The 15,496-nt window shown below is 58.0% G+C and carries 12 protein-coding genes; 6 read left to right on the plus strand and 6 right to left on the minus strand.

The annotated features are described in order from the left end of the window. Nucleotides 1–54 precede the first annotated feature (54 nt). The gene (gene tsaD, locus N655_RS0102220; protein ID WP_044933823.1) at nucleotides 55–1,215 is read left to right on the plus strand and encodes a tRNA (adenosine(37)-N6)-threonylcarbamoyltransferase complex transferase subunit TsaD; all 1,161 of its coding nucleotides are present in this window, start codon (nucleotides 55–57) and stop codon (nucleotides 1,213–1,215) included. A 39-nt stretch (nucleotides 1,216–1,254) separates the two neighbouring features. Next, nucleotides 1,255–2,733, plus strand: a complete 1,479-nt coding sequence (gene cysS, locus N655_RS0102225) for a cysteine--tRNA ligase (protein ID WP_026441687.1) — start codon at nucleotides 1,255–1,257, stop codon at nucleotides 2,731–2,733. A 113-nt stretch (nucleotides 2,734–2,846) separates the two neighbouring features. Here the strand turns inward: cysS and ftsH are convergent, their stop codons facing one another. Next, nucleotides 2,847–4,763, minus strand: coding sequence for an ATP-dependent zinc metalloprotease FtsH (gene ftsH, locus N655_RS0102235; RefSeq protein WP_026441688.1), 1,917 nt, complete (start codon nucleotides 4,761–4,763; stop codon nucleotides 2,847–2,849). 220 nt (nucleotides 4,764–4,983) lie between these two features. After that, entirely contained in the window at nucleotides 4,984–6,324 is a 1,341-nt protein-coding gene (gene tilS, locus N655_RS16875; RefSeq protein ID WP_238324432.1) for a tRNA lysidine(34) synthetase TilS, read from the minus strand. 60 nt (nucleotides 6,325–6,384) lie between these two features. Here tilS and N655_RS0102245 point away from each other — a divergent pair, with 60 nt between their 5' ends. Further along, nucleotides 6,385–6,855, plus strand: coding sequence for a GNAT family N-acetyltransferase (locus N655_RS0102245; protein ID WP_026441689.1), 471 nt, complete (start codon nucleotides 6,385–6,387; stop codon nucleotides 6,853–6,855). Between the two features lie 18 nt (nucleotides 6,856–6,873). On the opposite strand, the gene N655_RS0102250 is transcribed toward N655_RS0102245, so the two are convergent. Together N655_RS0102250 and N655_RS0102255 are read right to left on the minus strand one after the other, a co-directional pair. Beyond that, the gene (locus N655_RS0102250; protein WP_049961201.1) at nucleotides 6,874–7,611 is read right to left on the minus strand and encodes a response regulator transcription factor; all 738 of its coding nucleotides are present in this window, start codon (nucleotides 7,609–7,611) and stop codon (nucleotides 6,874–6,876) included. A 15-nt stretch (nucleotides 7,612–7,626) separates the two neighbouring features. Next, nucleotides 7,627–7,971 carry a PilZ domain-containing protein gene (locus tag N655_RS0102255; protein ID WP_238324433.1) on the minus strand — a complete coding sequence of 115 codons (345 nt, stop codon included), beginning with the start codon at nucleotides 7,969–7,971 and terminating at the stop codon, nucleotides 7,627–7,629. Nucleotides 7,972–8,190: 219 nt separating this feature from the next. On the opposite strand from N655_RS0102255, the gene N655_RS0102260 reads away from it, so the two are divergent. Both N655_RS0102260 and N655_RS0102265 read left to right on the plus strand, forming a co-directional pair. Further along, a complete protein-coding gene (locus N655_RS0102260) occupies nucleotides 8,191–9,315 on the plus strand; it encodes an MFS transporter (RefSeq protein ID WP_026441692.1) in 1,125 nt (374 codons plus the stop codon). Nucleotides 9,316–9,457: 142 nt separating this feature from the next. After that, entirely contained in the window at nucleotides 9,458–11,317 is a 1,860-nt protein-coding gene (locus N655_RS0102265) for a M61 family metallopeptidase (RefSeq protein ID WP_238324434.1), read from the plus strand. An 82-nt stretch (nucleotides 11,318–11,399) separates the two neighbouring features. On the opposite strand, the gene N655_RS0102270 is transcribed toward N655_RS0102265, so the two are convergent. Together N655_RS0102270 and N655_RS16880 are read right to left on the minus strand one after the other, a co-directional pair. Continuing rightward, a complete protein-coding gene (locus N655_RS0102270) occupies nucleotides 11,400–12,314 on the minus strand; it encodes a dihydroorotate dehydrogenase (protein WP_044935091.1) in 915 nt (304 codons plus the stop codon). Nucleotides 12,315–12,322: 8 nt separating this feature from the next. Further along, a complete protein-coding gene (locus N655_RS16880; RefSeq protein ID WP_238324435.1) occupies nucleotides 12,323–14,062 on the minus strand; it encodes an alkaline phosphatase family protein in 1,740 nt (579 codons plus the stop codon). A 48-nt stretch (nucleotides 14,063–14,110) separates the two neighbouring features. Here N655_RS16880 and N655_RS0102280 point away from each other — a divergent pair, with 48 nt between their 5' ends. Continuing rightward, nucleotides 14,111–15,496, plus strand: coding sequence for a nicotinate phosphoribosyltransferase (locus N655_RS0102280; RefSeq protein WP_026441695.1), 1,386 nt, complete (start codon nucleotides 14,111–14,113; stop codon nucleotides 15,494–15,496).

Below are 15,496 nucleotides of genomic sequence, written 5' to 3' on the forward strand. Positions count from 1 at the left end.
CCATGGAAGCGCAGCACGAAGTCGAGCATTTATCATCGAGTTGGCGGCTGTTTGATGCAAGCAAAGATACAAAGTGGACTGATTCTCGGTATAGAAAGCTCCTGTGATGAAACTGCCGCCGCCGTTGTGCGTGAAGGCCGCCAGACCCTGTCCAATGTGGTTGCATCGCAAATTGCCACCCATGCTCCCTATGGCGGCGTTGTTCCTGAACTTGCCTCACGCGAACACCTGCGCAACATCATGCCCGTCGTCCGCACCGCCCTGGCCGAGGCAAAGGTCTCTCTGCAGGAGTTAGACGCCATTGCCGTCACAGAAGGTCCGGGGCTGGCCGGTGCTCTTCTGGTTGGCATCAGTTACGCGAAATCACTGGCATTTGCATTGGGCAAGCCTCTCATCGCCGTAAATCATCTCGAAGGCCATATCCATGCCGTTCTGCTGGAGCAGGCGGAACTGCATGGAGGACCCCTGCCGCTTCCAGCACTTGCTCTGGTTGTTTCCGGAGGCCATACGCATCTGTATCTTGCCCGCCAGCAGGGGCAAAGCTGGAGCTACAGGAATGTCGGTCATACGGTTGACGACGCTGCCGGTGAGGCCTTCGACAAGGTGGCCAAACTGCTCGGCCTTGGCTACCCTGGTGGTCCGTGGATCGACGCACTGGCCCCGCATGGCGACCCCAAAGCCGTTCCATTTTCCTTTGCGCAGATCAAACCCAAAGTCCACCGCAAAGAGACCCTGCAGGAAGCATTCAGCCAGCAGTTTTTCTTCTCCTTCAGCGGAATCAAGACTGCGGTATTGCGTTACGTGCAGACGCACCATATGGCGGCTTCGATTGAAGCCCGGCGCAGCGCGCTGGCGAGCATTCCTCAAGCAAGACCCACCGATGCGCTTGCGCTTTGCGATCAGAAGACCCTGGACCTGATTGCATCTTTCCAGCGCGCCGTTGTGGATGATCTCCGCCGCAAGACCTTTCAAGCAGCAGAAGCCTTTGATGCGGCCAGCATCCTGGTTTCCGGCGGCGTCGCCGCCAACCGCGAGCTGCGCGTGCGCTTTACCGCCGAGGCCGCTGAGCGCAGCCTGCCCATCGCTTTTCCTTCTCTTTCGCTTTCCACCGACAACGCCGCGATGATTGCCGCCGCCGCATGGCCAAAATTTCAGGCACAAGAGCTGGCGTCCCCGAATCTGACCGCTGTTGCTTCCCTCACCCTGGGACGCTGACTTCAACTGATACAATCGCAAGTGAACCAGACCGCACGAATGACCATCCGTCTTTTCAATACCCTCACCAGCCGTATCGAAGAACTCAGGCCGCTGGATGGTGATACCCTGCGCATCTACGCCTGCGGACCGACCGTTTATGACTATGGCCACATCGGCAACTTCCGCACCTTTCTTCATGTGGATGTGCTGCGCCGGGTGCTTGAATTGAACGGTACCAGGGTCCGTCATGTCATGAACATTACGGACGTGGATGACAAAATCATCCGCAATGCTACCGCGGCAGGGGTCCCGATTCACGATTACACGCAGCGCTTTGAAAAGGCCTTTTTTGAAGACCTGGACACGCTGTCCGTAGAGCATCCGGAGGTCGTTGCCCGGGCCACCCATCATATTCCCGAGATGGTCAGGCTCATTCAGCGCCTCGCCGAACAGGGTCTGGCTTATAAGGCCGAGGATGGCTCCTGGTACTTCCGCATCGCCGGCTTTCCGGATTACGGGAAACTCTCCAAAAAGGACTTCAGTGGAATTACCGATGGCGCGCGCGTCGATGTGGACGAATACGATAAAGATTCGGCCCGAGACTTCGCCTTATGGAAGGCCCCGAAACCCGGCGAATTCTTTTGGGAGACCGAACTGGGCCCCGGACGCCCCGGCTGGCACATCGAGTGCTCGGCCATGGCCATGCGCTATCTGGGCGAGTCGTTTGATCTGCACGCCGGCGGTGAAGACCTGATGTTCCCGCACCATGAAAACGAGATCGCGCAGTCTGAATCCGCTACGCATAAGACCTTTGCACACCACTGGTTTCATGTTCGGTTTCTGCTGGTCGAAGGCCGCAAGATGTCGAAATCAGAGGGCAATTTCTATACCCTGCGCGACCTTCTCCTCAAAGGACATAAAGCCTCAGCCATCCGTTTTCTGCTGATTTCTGTCCCCTATCGCCAACAGCTCAACTTCACGTTTGAGGGGCTGGCCGCAGAAACCGGAGCGGTCGAGCGCCTGCGCACCTTCCAGCAGCGCCTGCGTTCCATCCGCCCGGCTGCACAGGTCCACGAGCAGCTCGCCGCAGAAACCACCCGCGCCTCCGAGCAGTTTCGCAACGCGCTGGCCAATGACCTGAACACAGCTGAGGCCCGCGCCGCCATCTTCGAGCTGGTGCGTCAGGCCAATGCCGCCATGGACGCAGGCGCCATAGGCACAGAAAACATCTCTCGGATAGAAGAGCTTCTTGCTGATTTTGACAAGGTGTTCGCCGTACTTGAAGACCGCGATGCAGAGTGGACCAGGGCCGCGCTTGCATGGGCCGAACGCGAAGGCCGTCTCGACCAGGTGGCACCCGAGGTCAAGGCACAGTTGTCGCTGAGCGATGCGCAGATTGAGGCTTTCATTGAGGAAAGAAACCAGGCCCGCCGTACACGCAACTTCGCCCGCGCCGATGCCATCCGCAAAGAGCTGCTGGAAAAGGGCATCATTCTGGAGGATTCTAAAGAAGGCGTCCGCTGGAAACGAAAATGATGGGCCTCCTGCTGGGCGCCCGGCCTCGGACCCCGCACAGGGCCTTTCCTCTCTTGTTTGTTCCAGAAAAAAAAGGCAGCACCAAGCTGCCTTTTTTCCATCACAAGTAATCGTTATGCCGGAGACGGACTTCCTTCCGGCAGTCCGCCGCCACGGTTGGGCTCAGGTTTAAGGACTTTCTGCACATCCGCCACGGCAGCCGTTCCGTTTCCGCTGCCATGATCGAGCGGTGGTAGCTCTTTGCCTTCAATGATCATGCGGATCTCATTCGCATCCAGGGTCTCACGCTCCAGCAGGGCCTGGGCCATGCGGTGCATGATGTCCTGATGGCTGTCCAGAATCTCGTAAGCGGAACGGTAAGCACGGTCTACCAGGCCGCGGACTTCTGCGTCAATCAGCCGTGCAGTTTCTTCTGAGAAATCGCGGTGTTGCGCGATCTCCCGGCCCAGGAAGATCTGCTCCTCCTTCTTGCCAAAAGTCAGAGGACCAAGATTGCTCATGCCGTATTCGCAGACCATTTTGCGTGCCAGGTCCGTGGCCCGCTCAATATCATTGCCTGCGCCGGTCGTCATCTGCTTGAGGAAAATTTCCTCCGCAATGCGGCCCCCCATCAGGATTGCGAGCTGGGTTTCCAGATAGTCCTTGGTGACCGTGTGCTTGTCGTCTTCCGGAAGCTGCATGGTCACACCCAGGGCCATGCCACGCGGGATAATGGTGACCTTGTGCAGAGGGTCTGCATGGTCGCGCATGGCGGCCACGAGTGCGTGCCCGGCCTCATGATAAGCGGTGACCCGCTTCTCTTCGTCAGTAAGCAGCATCGACTTGCGTTCTGCACCCATCAGCACCTTGTCTTTGGCATGTTCAAAGTCCTTCATGGTGACCACCTTGCGGTTGGCCCGGGCCGCATTCAATGCCGCCTCATTCACCATATTGGCAAGGTCTGCGCCGCTGAAGCCCGGCGTACCCCGCGCCAGAACGCGCAGGTCCACGTCATCGGACAAAGGAACTTTTTTCGAGTGCACGCGCAGGACTTCTTCCCGTCCGCGCACGTCTGGGCGGCCTACCACGACGCGACGATCAAACCTGCCCGGTCTCAGCAGCGCTGGATCGAGCACATCCGGGCGGTTTGTTGCAGCAATCAGGATGACACCATCATTGGATTCAAAGCCGTCCATCTCCACCAGAAGCTGGTTCAGGGTCTGCTCGCGCTCATCATGTCCTCCGCCCAAGCCTGCACCGCGGTGCCGGCCCACGGCGTCAATCTCATCAATAAAAATGATGCAGGGAGCATTCTTTTTGCCCTGTTCAAACAGGTCGCGTACGCGGCTTGCGCCGACGCCCACAAACATCTCCACAAAATCAGAACCCGAAATCGAGAAGAAGGGAACATTGGCTTCCCCGGCAACCGCCCGCGCCAGTAAGGTCTTGCCCGTTCCCGGAGGCCCTACCAGTAATACCCCCTTGGGGATGCGCCCACCCAGCTTCTGGAACTTCTGGGCCTCGCGCAGGAACTCGATGATCTCCTTCAGCTCTTCCTTGGCCTCGTCCACGCCGGCAACATCCTTGAAGGTCACCTTTTTCTGCTGCATCGAGAGCAGACGTGCCCGGCTCTTTCCAAAAGACAGCGCCTTGTTTCCTCCCGTTTGCATCTGGCGCAGCATGAAAAACCACAGAAGGCCGATGATGATAATCGGGGCGAAATTCACCAGAATCGGTAGCCAAGAACTGCCATTCTGGTCTTTAACGGTCACAGAGACTTTATTGTCCGCAAGAATGTCATAGAGGTGCGGATAGTTGGCCGGAACGGTTACATGAAACTGGCTCTTGTCATTTTTGAAGTGCCCGCGCACCTCACTACCCATCACCGTCACATCGCCGATCTGGCCCTGTTGGGCATCCTGCAGAAACTGCGAAAAGGTAATCTCCTGTTCTTTGCCGCTGCCAGTGCCTTTTTCAAAGACCTGCCATAACAACACCAGGCACGCGAAGACAAAAACCCAGAAGAGAATGGTCTTGACCGTTGAATTCACGAAAAATCCTCGTTTCCCTTACACACCTGCACTTACGCAGGCGCGCCTTCTAATTAGACGCTTTTTCTCCGCCAAAAGTGCCGGAAAAACGCTTCCACTGCACCCCTGAAAAAGCGTTGCATGTATTTTACTCTTTTAGACCCGGCTTTACCTCACGGGATGTCGTGATTTACCTCCGAGCAGGAAAAAACTGGAAACCTGCTCGATCGGCCGCGATGGATCATCGAAGTTCCACCTCTACCTTCAGGCCAGCCTCTTCCGCAGCCCTGCTGACGACCTCCGCTCCCTTCATCCAGACAATTTCCCCCTGCCATTCCAGCACAGGCCAGTCCGTGCGCTCGCCCGGAAGGACCCGCATCCGCTCTAACACCTCTTTCATTCGCTTCGGACCGCTCGTGTGGCGCAAAAGTACCCGGTCGCCGGCCTTATGCGCTCGGAGCGTGGCCGGGCGGGCATTTTCAACCCCTTTTCCCTCGCTGATCCGCACCCTCAGCCTCAAACCAAAAGCCGGGGCCTCGACCTCACCCGGGACAGCAACCTCATATTCCGGCGGGCTGCCCTTTCGGGCCCGGGAACGTATCAGACGAAGCTCTCTGGCCGAACGCTCTGCGGTCAACTCCGCGGTCAGTGTCTCCCGCTGTCCGGCCCTGCCGTCACACATCCTCAGCAATAACTCTGTCTGGTCAAAATCAGGGTCTAGCCCCAGTCCCTGCGCCGCCGCCCGAAGCACCCTTCGCCGCACTGCCGGAGAAAGCGCGCGCAGCCGTTCCATTTCCATTCCCACGCTGCGCTCTTCCGGATGCGTTGATTGCGCCCTGCCGCCTCCGCGCACGGGTCTTCCGGGAAGTACCAGGGAGGGCAGCAGGCGGGCCATCTCTGCCTGCCAGAACAGCTCCTCCTCGCGGGCCATCTCGGCCATTTGCGCCAGATGAGGAACAATCTGCGGATTGTACTGTTCAAGGACAGGCAGAAGGTGATGTCGGACCTTGTTCCGGGCATAGGCCATGTCCTGGTTCGTCCCGTCCTCGCGCCAAACGTGCCCGGAAGCACGCAGCCACTGCCGAATCTCGGCCCGTCGCGTCTGCAGAAACGGCCGCACGATCAGCCCGCGTGGGCGCTTCAGCTGAGGAAAAATCCCGGCAAGGCCCTCCGTCCAGGCCCCACGAAGCAGCTTTAGCAGGACGGTCTCGGCCTGGTCTTCCATCGTGTGCGCCGTAGCTATGGCGTCCAGTTCCCCTTGGCCCAATAGCTCATCAAACCAGGCATAGCGCAAGCTTCGCGCCGCCTCTTCCATGGTTTCCCCGGCTTCGCGCGCATATTCAGGAGTATTCACCCTCCTGCACTGAAAGCGCAGCCCGGCCTTGTGCGCCAGGTCTTCTACAAACAATGCGTCCTCATCGGCCTCAGCTCCGCGAATGCCATGATGAACATGCAGCACCACCAGCACCAGCCCCAGATGCGGTCGCACCGCGCCAAGACTGTGCAGCAGCGCCACGGAGTCCGCTCCCCCGGAAACGGCCACCCCTAATCGGGTACCGGGGGAGAAAAATTCTGTCCTCAATGGCAGCGGTTTTGCTTTCCCGTGCGACATCCTCTGAAAGTCATCCTATACTGGCTGCGTATGTTCCACGTCCGTCCCGCTACAGTTGCTGATGCCGCTATCATTACGCATCACCGCCATCGCATGTTTGTCGATGCTGGCCGTAAAGACAACCAGGTCCTTCATGTCATGTCACAGAATTTCGAGCCCTGGGTCCGCCGCATGATGACAGAAGGGAAGTACCTTGGTTGGCTCACGGAAGCAGAAGGTAACGTCATTGCCGGGGCCGGGCTGCTTCTTCTCGACTGGCCCCCGCACCCGCTGGACCCGCATTCCACACAACGTGGTTACCTGCTGAATGTCTACGTCGAACCGGAATTTCGCCGTCGCCGGCTTGCCAGTCAGCTGATTGAGTATGCCCTGGCTGAGGCCCGCAGGCGCAAGATTCGCGTAGTCGCACTCCACTCGACGGACGAAGGTCGGCCCCTTTATGAAAGCACTGGCTTCCGTCCCACGAATGAAATGTTCTATGTGGAGCCGGTAGAACCCTGAGGCTGCCCGGTTCGGGACTTATCGCTGATTCGCCCCGGCTGTTATCTCGACAGGCGCTTTCTTCATGTGGAGTTTGTGGTTTAAAGAATAAAGCGCAAGCTCCAGACGGTCAGAAACACCTAATTTGTCATAGATCTTTCTTAAGTAGTTTTTAATCACCTGCTCGCTCGTGCCCAGTTCGCTGGCAATTTCTTTATTGCGCTTGCCCTGAGTAATGTGCTGAATGATGGTCAGCTCTTTTGGAGACAGGCGTGGCTGCCCTTTTACTCCGCTTTGTCCTACGGCCTGCGAGCGATAGGCCTCGATGACCCAGGTGACGGCCTTATTATCAATCCAGGTTTCGCCTTCGTTGACCTTGCGGACGCATTTCACCAGCAGGTCTGGAGAGATGGCGCGGGGAATAATGCCGCGCGCGCCGCTGCGATAGAGCTCCACCGTCCGGGCCTCATCCATCGCAGCAGCCTGAACTACGATCTTCAGTCCGGGGCAAAGGCCCAGCACCTCAGGGATGGTCTGGTTCACAGCCAGTGCTGATTCCAGGATCAGCACATCGGCCGGATGGTCCCGCAGCGCCAGCAATAAGTCCGAAACATTGTCGAACTGGGCCACAACCTCAATATCAGGTTCTGCGGCAAAAATCTTCCGCATCCCCACGCGATAGATGACCTGTGAATCTGCCAGAATAACCTTGACGGCCGCCTTGTTGCTTTCCATTGGACTTCCATCGGCAGGAATCTGTTTCATGGATGTTGTCATACTTTTCTCAATGACTTACTGCAAACTATATTCCTCGATCGTTGCAGCTGCAAAATAATAGTGCCCTTCTTCATAACTCCGGACTACTTTTCCCGCACAATGCGCCGCTGCCGTACCTTCATTGCCGAGTATCTTGGCGGGAATCTCCACTAAGAACTCGATCTCTGTATCCACAGGAAGGTATTGCTCCAGACGGAACAAGACTCCGTGCGCAGATATGTTCTCCGTAATTGCCTGAAATTCCTGCCGACCGGAGACAATCCGAACAGGAAGACGTAAAGAATACCGCCGGGAAAAGCGCGGTTCACTCTTCTTCCACTCTGTACGCTTGCTCTCACGAAAGTATGGTCTCAACGGCACCCCGCGATTACTAAAGTCCAGTCTAAAGCGTAACTTTGGGATGCGAAACAGGAAATTTCGGTTGTCTCCAGCTTTATTTTTACCGGACGGAAAACCAGGCCGGCTCGTGATATCACCTTTCCTATCAAAAAATTCTCTGATTGTGCTGTCGTCACTTTTCGCACTTCGGCTGGTCCATCATGACTGCTCTTCTGTGCCTTTGCTATACATGAGCAAGCCATGTCACAAAAACCGTCCACGCTGCTTTTGGTTGCTCTGTATTGTGGATTCGCCCTGACCGGTGTCGGCACTACGTTGCTCGGCTGTGCCCTGCCCTCCCTGGCGGCTGCATGGAGGTTGAATGACAGCACTTCCGGACTTCTTTTTGCGGCCCAGTTCGTCGGCTCCTCCACAGGAGCACTGCTGGTACGTTCCCCTCTGGAGAAGTGCGTGCTGCGCGGTTACTTATGGATGGTGATCTTCGGCTCTCTGATTGCACTTTCTCCGGGACATCTGGCGCCGCTGTTCTTTATTGGCTTCGGCCTCGGCCTGGGACAGGCCATGACGGCCACCAGCATGGTCTTCGGACGCATCTATAGCACGCGCCGCGGAGCTTCGCAATCCTTACTGAATGCCACCTGGGGACTGGGTGCTGTCATCTGCCCCTGGATCGCATCCTGCTGGGCACGCCTCTGGCCCTCCCACTGGCTCTTTCTTGCGCTGGCCTTGGCCGCTTTGTTCCCTCTTCTCTCTCTTGCTTCTCATCGACCGCTGCTCGCCGCCTGTGCACAGGCCTTGCAGGATGCCTCGTATCCTTCTGCTCATCTTTCCCTGCTGTTGCCGCTGGCTCTGTTTGCCTTTCTTTATGTGGGCGTTGAGTCGTCTGTCAGCGGCTGGATGATGACCTACATGCACCGCCAGCCATTGTCGGCCGAGATCCTGGCCCCCTTTGTGACCTCGTTGTTCTGGATCGCCCTGCTTTGCGGCAGGACCGCAGCGCCTGTGTTTTTGAAAAAAATCTCCGAACCTCACCTGCTGACCATCTCCCTGGTCCTGGCCATTGCCGGAACCGGGATGCTGCTGCTCAGTCGCGGTTCGATTTCCAGCCTCGCAAGCGCTACATGGATTGGTTTCTCTCTGGCACCCGTATTCCCTCTTTGCATCTCCCGTCTGCTTGGCATCACCGACAATCCCGCGCAATCACGATGGGTCTTTGCCATTTCTGGCACCGGAGGGGCCGCGCTGCCCTGGCTGACCGGGCAGCTGGCTGCGTGGCAAAACTCCCTTCGAATCGGATTGCTGGTGCCGTTGCTAGGGACTGGAGTCATGCTTTGGCTGCATCTGTATACCCGGCCCCGGCCGTAGCACCCGAGCGTATCTGCCAAAAATTCTCTCCGTTACGCCATTCTTTCCTACGGAGCTGCCCAATATCTCGTACCATGATGGGTTGACTCTGCATTGGAAAGGAACCCTGTACATGCGCCTCCACTTGGCCATAAGGTGGCCCTTGTCTTTGTTTGCTGCATTTTTCCTGGTGGCAGTTCCCGTCTTTGCCGCGGGACCGATGACCATCACGGCGGACCTCTCAGAGGCCCCGCGCAAGCTCTGGCATGCTGAAATCACCCTGCCTGTCCGGCCCGGCCCTCTCACCCTGACCGCTGCCCAGTGGATCCCGGGCACACACATGCCCGTAGGTCCCATTGAGAACATCACAGGAATCGTCTTCCGCGCGAACGGAAACGTCCTGCCCTGGCGCCGCGATGATGTAGACCTTTACGCCTTCCATCTCACCATTCCGGAAGGCGCGTCCACGCTGCAAATTCACGTAGATGCCATTGTCACCTCGCGCGTCTCAGACAAACTTGCCATGCTGGAATGGGAAAAGCTCTTAATCTATCCCGCCGGTATTCCGGTGCGCGAAATTCAGGTGCAGCCTTCGGTCCAAGTCCCCGCTGGCTGGGGTATCGGCACAGCGCTGACTCCCACATCCCGCGAGGGCAACACGACGCACTTTGCACCGGTGGGCCTCAACATGCTGGAGGATTCCCCGGTCCTCACCGGCGCGTATTTCAAGGAAATTCCACTTGCCCCCGACGTGACGCCCAAGCACTATCTCGACGTGGCCGGGGATGCGCCCGAGGACATCGACCTGCGCCCGCAGTTCCTCACCGCACTCAACAATCTTGTGCATGAAGCCGGAGCCATGTACAGTTCCCACCACTACAACAGCTACCATTTTCTGCTCACGCTCTCTGACTATGCCGGCGGCGAAGGCCTGGAGCACCATCAGTCCTCCGACAATGGCGTCGGCGAGAAAGGCTTTGCGGACGACCAGCAGGCTCTGGTGGAAGCCGACCTTCTCTGCCATGAATTTACCCACTCCTGGAATGGCAAATATCGCCGTCCTGCAGGTCTGGCCACGCCCGACTATGCCACCCCGATGAAGGGTGAACTGCTTTGGGTCTATGAAGGAATGACCGAGTACCTGGGAAATGTACTCGCGGCGCGTTCCGGCTTCCGCACTCCCGAGCAGTATCGTGAAGACCTGGCATTTACGGCGGCCATCCTCGACAATCGCCCTGGACGCATCTGGCGCAACACGGAAGACACCGCCATCGCTGCATCCATTTTGCGCGGGGGCGAGCCGGCCTGGGCCAACTGGCGCCGTGGCCAGGACTACTACCAGGAAGGGGAGCTCCTCTGGCTGGATGTGGATACGACCATCCGCCAGCTCACGCAAAACAAAAAATCCCTGCACGATTTTCTTGTGCTCTTTGTGGGAGCGGGCGGAAATACCGGGCCCATCCTTGTGCCCTATACCTTTGATGACCTGGTGAAACTCCTGAATCAGGTCGTACCAAACGATTGGGCGGCCTTTTTGCGGGAGCGTACCACCGCACTTGGTCCTCACGCCAATCTTGCGGGAATTGAACGTGGGGGCTACAAACTCATCTACACGGACACCCCCAGCAGCTACGAAAGGGCCCTGATGGCCCGGAGGGGCGGATATGATGGCTGGTTTTCAGCCGGTCTGCGTCTGTCTACCGATGGCAGTATTGTGGATGTCCGCGTCCAATCGCCTGCGGACATGGCAAAACTCTTCCCCGGCGAGAGGATCCTGGCTGTAAACGGCCGTACTTTCTCGCCAGAGATCTTCGGTGAGGCACTGCGGCAGGCCAAGGGGAGCACCACTCCGGTCCAGCTCATTGTGCAGGCCGACAGCTATGTTTACTCGGTTGCCCTGGACTATCATGATGGCGAGAAATATCCGCATCTGGAGCGCAATGCGGGCACTCCGGCCCTGCTCGACGACATTCTCAAGCCGATGACCAAAGTGGAACCTGTCGCGGCAGAGAAACACTCCTGAGCCTGGCCCGATGGTCTGAAGTGCACGTCCCCGTCCGGATTGTCCTCAGGACGGGGACTGCCGATTGCCCATGCGCTGGGCCTTATGTGCTGGCGATTTCCATGGCCCCGGTCAAGGAAGATACCTTCTCCACATGATGGCGCACGCACCAGTGCTCCAGTCCATGCGCAATGCGTTCCACGGCCCGCGGATCAGCGTAGCTGGCCGTTCCCACCTGGACTGCTGTCGCACCTGCGAGCAGAAACTCCACAGCGTCCTCCGGGCTGGTGATGCCGCCCATCCCGATCACGGGAATGTGCACGGCCTTTGCCGCCTCCCACACCATGCGTACAGCAATCGGTTTGATGGCCGGACCGGAAAGCCCTCCTGTCACGTTGGCAATGCGTGGACGACGGGTGTGGACATCAATCGAAAGCGACACGAATGTGTTCACCAGTGAGACCGCATCAGCACCCGCATCTTCGGCACAGCGGGCCATGGCTGCAATGGAAGTGACGTTGGGTGAAAGTTTCACGATCAGCGGACGCTTTGCGGCCTGCTTGGCGGCCACCACCAGCTCGCCCAAGAGCTTCCAGTCTGAACCAAACGAGATGCCGCCGTGTTTTGTGTTGGGACAGGAGGCGTTCAGCTCATATGCAGCAATACCGCGCGCTTCATTCAGGGCATCAATCACGGCCAGGTAGTCGTCTACCGTATATCCAAAGACGTTCGCGATGACCGCACAGGTCGGATACCGCGCAAGCGCTGGCAACTTGCTGGTCAGAAATGCCTGCACACCGATATTCTGCAGGCCAATGGCGTTGATCATGCCTGCTGCCGTCTCAATGATGCGCGGCGCCTGGTTCCCCGCCATCGGTTCACGGGAAAGCCCCTTGGTGACGAACCCGCCGATGCGGTCCAGTGATACGATGTCTTCAAACTCGATGCCGTAAGCGAAGGTCCCGCTGGCGGCAATGACCGGATTGCGCAGTTCGATCCCGGCAAACCGGACTTTCATGTCTGGCTTCACTGCTGATCATGCTCCTGGGGTGCTGGTTTCTCCGGCCCTGTTTTTTCGCTCGCAGAGTGCGGTCCGCGGTGCGTGCGCACGGCAGCCGGTTTCGGATACGCTACCGCTGAGGCTGGCTTGAGTGCCTGCAACAGAATATGCCCTACGGAGGCCGAGGGCTGGTTTACCCCGAGCAGGGATGCAAACGTAGCAGCCAAGTCCACCGGCTCAACGCGCCCATGGTAAATGCCTGGCGCAAACGGCGCACCATAGAAGCCCAGCGGCACATGCCGGTCATAGGAAAACGGTGTGAAGTGTGTTGTTCCCGTGCCTCTCTCCAGTCCCATCTGGAAGGCTGCCGGAACCACGCGCACATACCATCCGCCATTCGGCGTGTAGCTACGTGCCATGAGGTCGCCAAACTGTGTATGCGGCAGGTCACCGTCTGCCAGTTGCAGCCTTGTGTAACTGCGATAGAGCACCGGGCGCGGCGGCAGCTTTGACTGCGCCGGAAGCTGCGTTTCGGGGGGCCGGGACAGCGACTGGAAGGCATCTGCCAGCGCATTCTGCACGGCAGTTTCGGCCTCCTGCTCATTGATGCCTGCCCGCTCAAAGGAAGGCTGGTTTAGAGAAAGATAAGGCAGCTCCTGATGTGGCAGCACATAGACGACCTTTTCTCCCGGAGAAAACTTCTGGTTCATCGCATCGTTCAGCAGGGAGATCAGCTTGTTTGTGTCAATCTGCGCTGCGTTCAGTCCTAACTGCGCTGCAACCGCCGGGGACGGAGCAACGCCGTGGTCTGCGGTCATGGCAATCCAAACACTTCCAAGCCCTCCCTCCACGTTCTTCTCCAGCCAGGCAAAGAACTCGTCCAGGTCTGTATCGAGCGCGTCCACCATCGCACGCTGCGCATCGGCGTCCGGCCCGACCCCATGGCCCAGGATGTCGGTGCTGGAAATGCTCAGTGTCAGCATGTCTGTCACATCATGCTTGCCCAGCTGCTCACCCTGAATCAGCGCTTTGGCAAAATCCAGCTCATAGCTGATGGCCGCAGGTGTTCGACCTACTTCCGTCTCAAAGTTCTTTGGGTCCGCTACTCCTGACTCCTGGATTGCCTGCGCCAGACGTCCGCTAGCATTAAAGGCCGCGGCCCAGTCCGGCAGCTGTTGCATGTAGTAAGTGGAAGTTTCAAAGCGCCCTGTCGTCTCATCTACCCAGAAGGCCCCGTTTGCTGCGGCACCTGCCGGCAGAATGGCTGCACGGTCTTTCAGGGAAACGCCAAAGACCTTTGCCTCTCCCTTCGTGTCCAGCCGCAGTTCATCTCCTACAGTTGAGGCCAGCAGATTACGCGGCGAGCGCCCCGGCCCGCTTCCGCCACCAACAATCGCATAGCGCTCGTCTTCGACAGAGGTCACCGGACGCTCTTTGTTGCGGCCCAGGTCCCACCACTGGTTTGACCCAATGCCGTGACCGTCCGTATATGCGCCCGTCCCTACCGTTGAATGCCCCGGGGCCGTCAGCAGATTGGCATAGCCGTAATAGCAGTCCGGAAAATACGCGCCATGGTCCAAAAACAGCCGGAATCCGCGCGGCTTGAAGTCCGCCCGATAGCGCTCCAGATAATCCTCACGAAACTGGTCAATGACCAGAATGATGACCAGCTTCGGATGAGCGTCATACGCACTGGCATCAGCCAATGGAGCAGACCCGGCCGCCAGAACGGCCACCAGAACAAGTGACAGAAAACGTTTGAGCATCGGCATTTGACCCAACCATCATGGTAACTGAATTACATTAAATCCATCGTGATCATTAATCTCGCGCGGCGCGCCCACAACCATAACTGGGAGCTCGATCCCATTACCCGCTCCCTGCTGGATACGGATTTTTACAAGCTGCTCATGCTCCAGTTCATCTGGAAATGGTTTCCGAACACCCGGGCGTCCTTCTCGCTCATCAATCGTTCCTCCCAGGTGCGGCTGGCAGAAATCATCAACATGCACGAATTGCGCGAGCAACTGGAGCACACACGCAAACTGCGCTTCCACAAATCAGAACTGATCTGGCTGGCAGGCAATACCTTCTATGGGCAGCGCAGCATCTTCGAGCCTGCATTTCTTGATTGGCTGGAACACAGCTTCCGCCTCTCAGATTATGAGCTGTCTCAAAGAGACGGCCAGATTGTCCTGAACTTTGAAGGCCGATGGACAGAGACCACTCTGTGGGAGATCTACGCCCTCACACAGGTCAGCGAACTAAAAACCCGCGCCAGCCTCAAAAACCTCAGCGAATTTGAACTTGACATCCTGTATGCCCGGGCCAAGACCCGCCTCTGGGAAAAAATGGCGCGTCTGCGCGGTGTTCCTCGCCTCAGCGTCAGCGACTTCGGCACTCGCCGCCGTCACAGCTTTCTCTGGCAGGAATACGTGGTCAAGGCCATGAGCGATGTTCTCGGCGAAAGCTTCAAAGGCACATCCAATACGTATCTGGCCTACAAGCATGACCTTGAAGCCATCGGCACCAACGCACACGAGCTGCCCATGGCGCTGGCCGCATTGGCCAACTCTGAAGAAGAACTGCGCGCCTCCCAATACCGTCTGCTCGACCTATGGCAGCAGACCTACCAGGGCGAACTTCTGGTCCTGCTTCCAGACACCTACGGGACTACACAGTTCCTGGAGCATGCCCCGGACTGGGTTGCCGACTGGACTGGACAACGCGCCGACAGCAAAGATCCCTTCCTGGCCGGCGACGAATACATTGCCTGGCTGGAGAAACGCGGCCGTGACCCGCGAAAAAAGCTCTTCATCGCCTCCGATGCCCTCGACGTTGATTCTATCCTCGCCCTACACGCATATTTTTCCGGTGTGATTCTGAATGGCCACGCGCCCAACAGCTTCCGCAGCGCCAGCGATTTCCTCGACGAAACCAAGTGGAAACCCGACCGCCGCATCCGCTTCAGCGCCGGCTGGGGCACCCTGCTCACGAATGACTTCCGGGACTGCAACCCCCGACACCACGACGGCTTCGACCCCCTCAGCCTGGTCTGCAAGATGAATGATGTGGACGGACGGCCCACGGTGAAACTCTCTGACAATTTTGAAAAGTCCCTCGGGCCGCCGGAAGAGCTGGAACGCTATCGCCGCGTCTTTGGCACCGATGGCGTGGCACGTATGCCGCTCATCGCCTGA

Origin of the sequence: Pseudacidobacterium ailaaui, from assembly GCF_000688455.1 — a bacterium.
GTDB lineage: Bacteria > Acidobacteriota > Terriglobia > Terriglobales > Acidobacteriaceae > Pseudacidobacterium > Pseudacidobacterium ailaaui.

Excerpts from the sequence above, each read along its gene's own strand:
- tsaD (WP_044933823.1), top strand. The coding sequence starts at position 55 with ATGCAAGCAAAGATACAAAGTGGACTGATTCTCGGTATAGAAAGCTCC.
- cysS (WP_026441687.1), top strand. The coding sequence starts at position 1,255 with ATGACCATCCGTCTTTTCAATACCCTCACCAGCCGTATCGAAGAACTC.
- N655_RS0102245 (WP_026441689.1), top strand. The coding sequence starts at position 6,385 with ATGTTCCACGTCCGTCCCGCTACAGTTGCTGATGCCGCTATCATTACG.
- N655_RS0102250 (WP_049961201.1), bottom strand. The coding sequence starts at position 7,611 with ATGACAACATCCATGAAACAGATTCCTGCCGATGGAAGTCCAATGGAA.
- N655_RS0102260 (WP_026441692.1), top strand. The coding sequence starts at position 8,191 with ATGTCACAAAAACCGTCCACGCTGCTTTTGGTTGCTCTGTATTGTGGA.
- N655_RS0102270 (WP_044935091.1), bottom strand. The coding sequence starts at position 12,314 with ATGAAAGTCCGGTTTGCCGGGATCGAACTGCGCAATCCGGTCATTGCC.
- N655_RS16880 (WP_238324435.1), bottom strand. The coding sequence starts at position 14,062 with ATGCTCAAACGTTTTCTGTCACTTGTTCTGGTGGCCGTTCTGGCGGCC.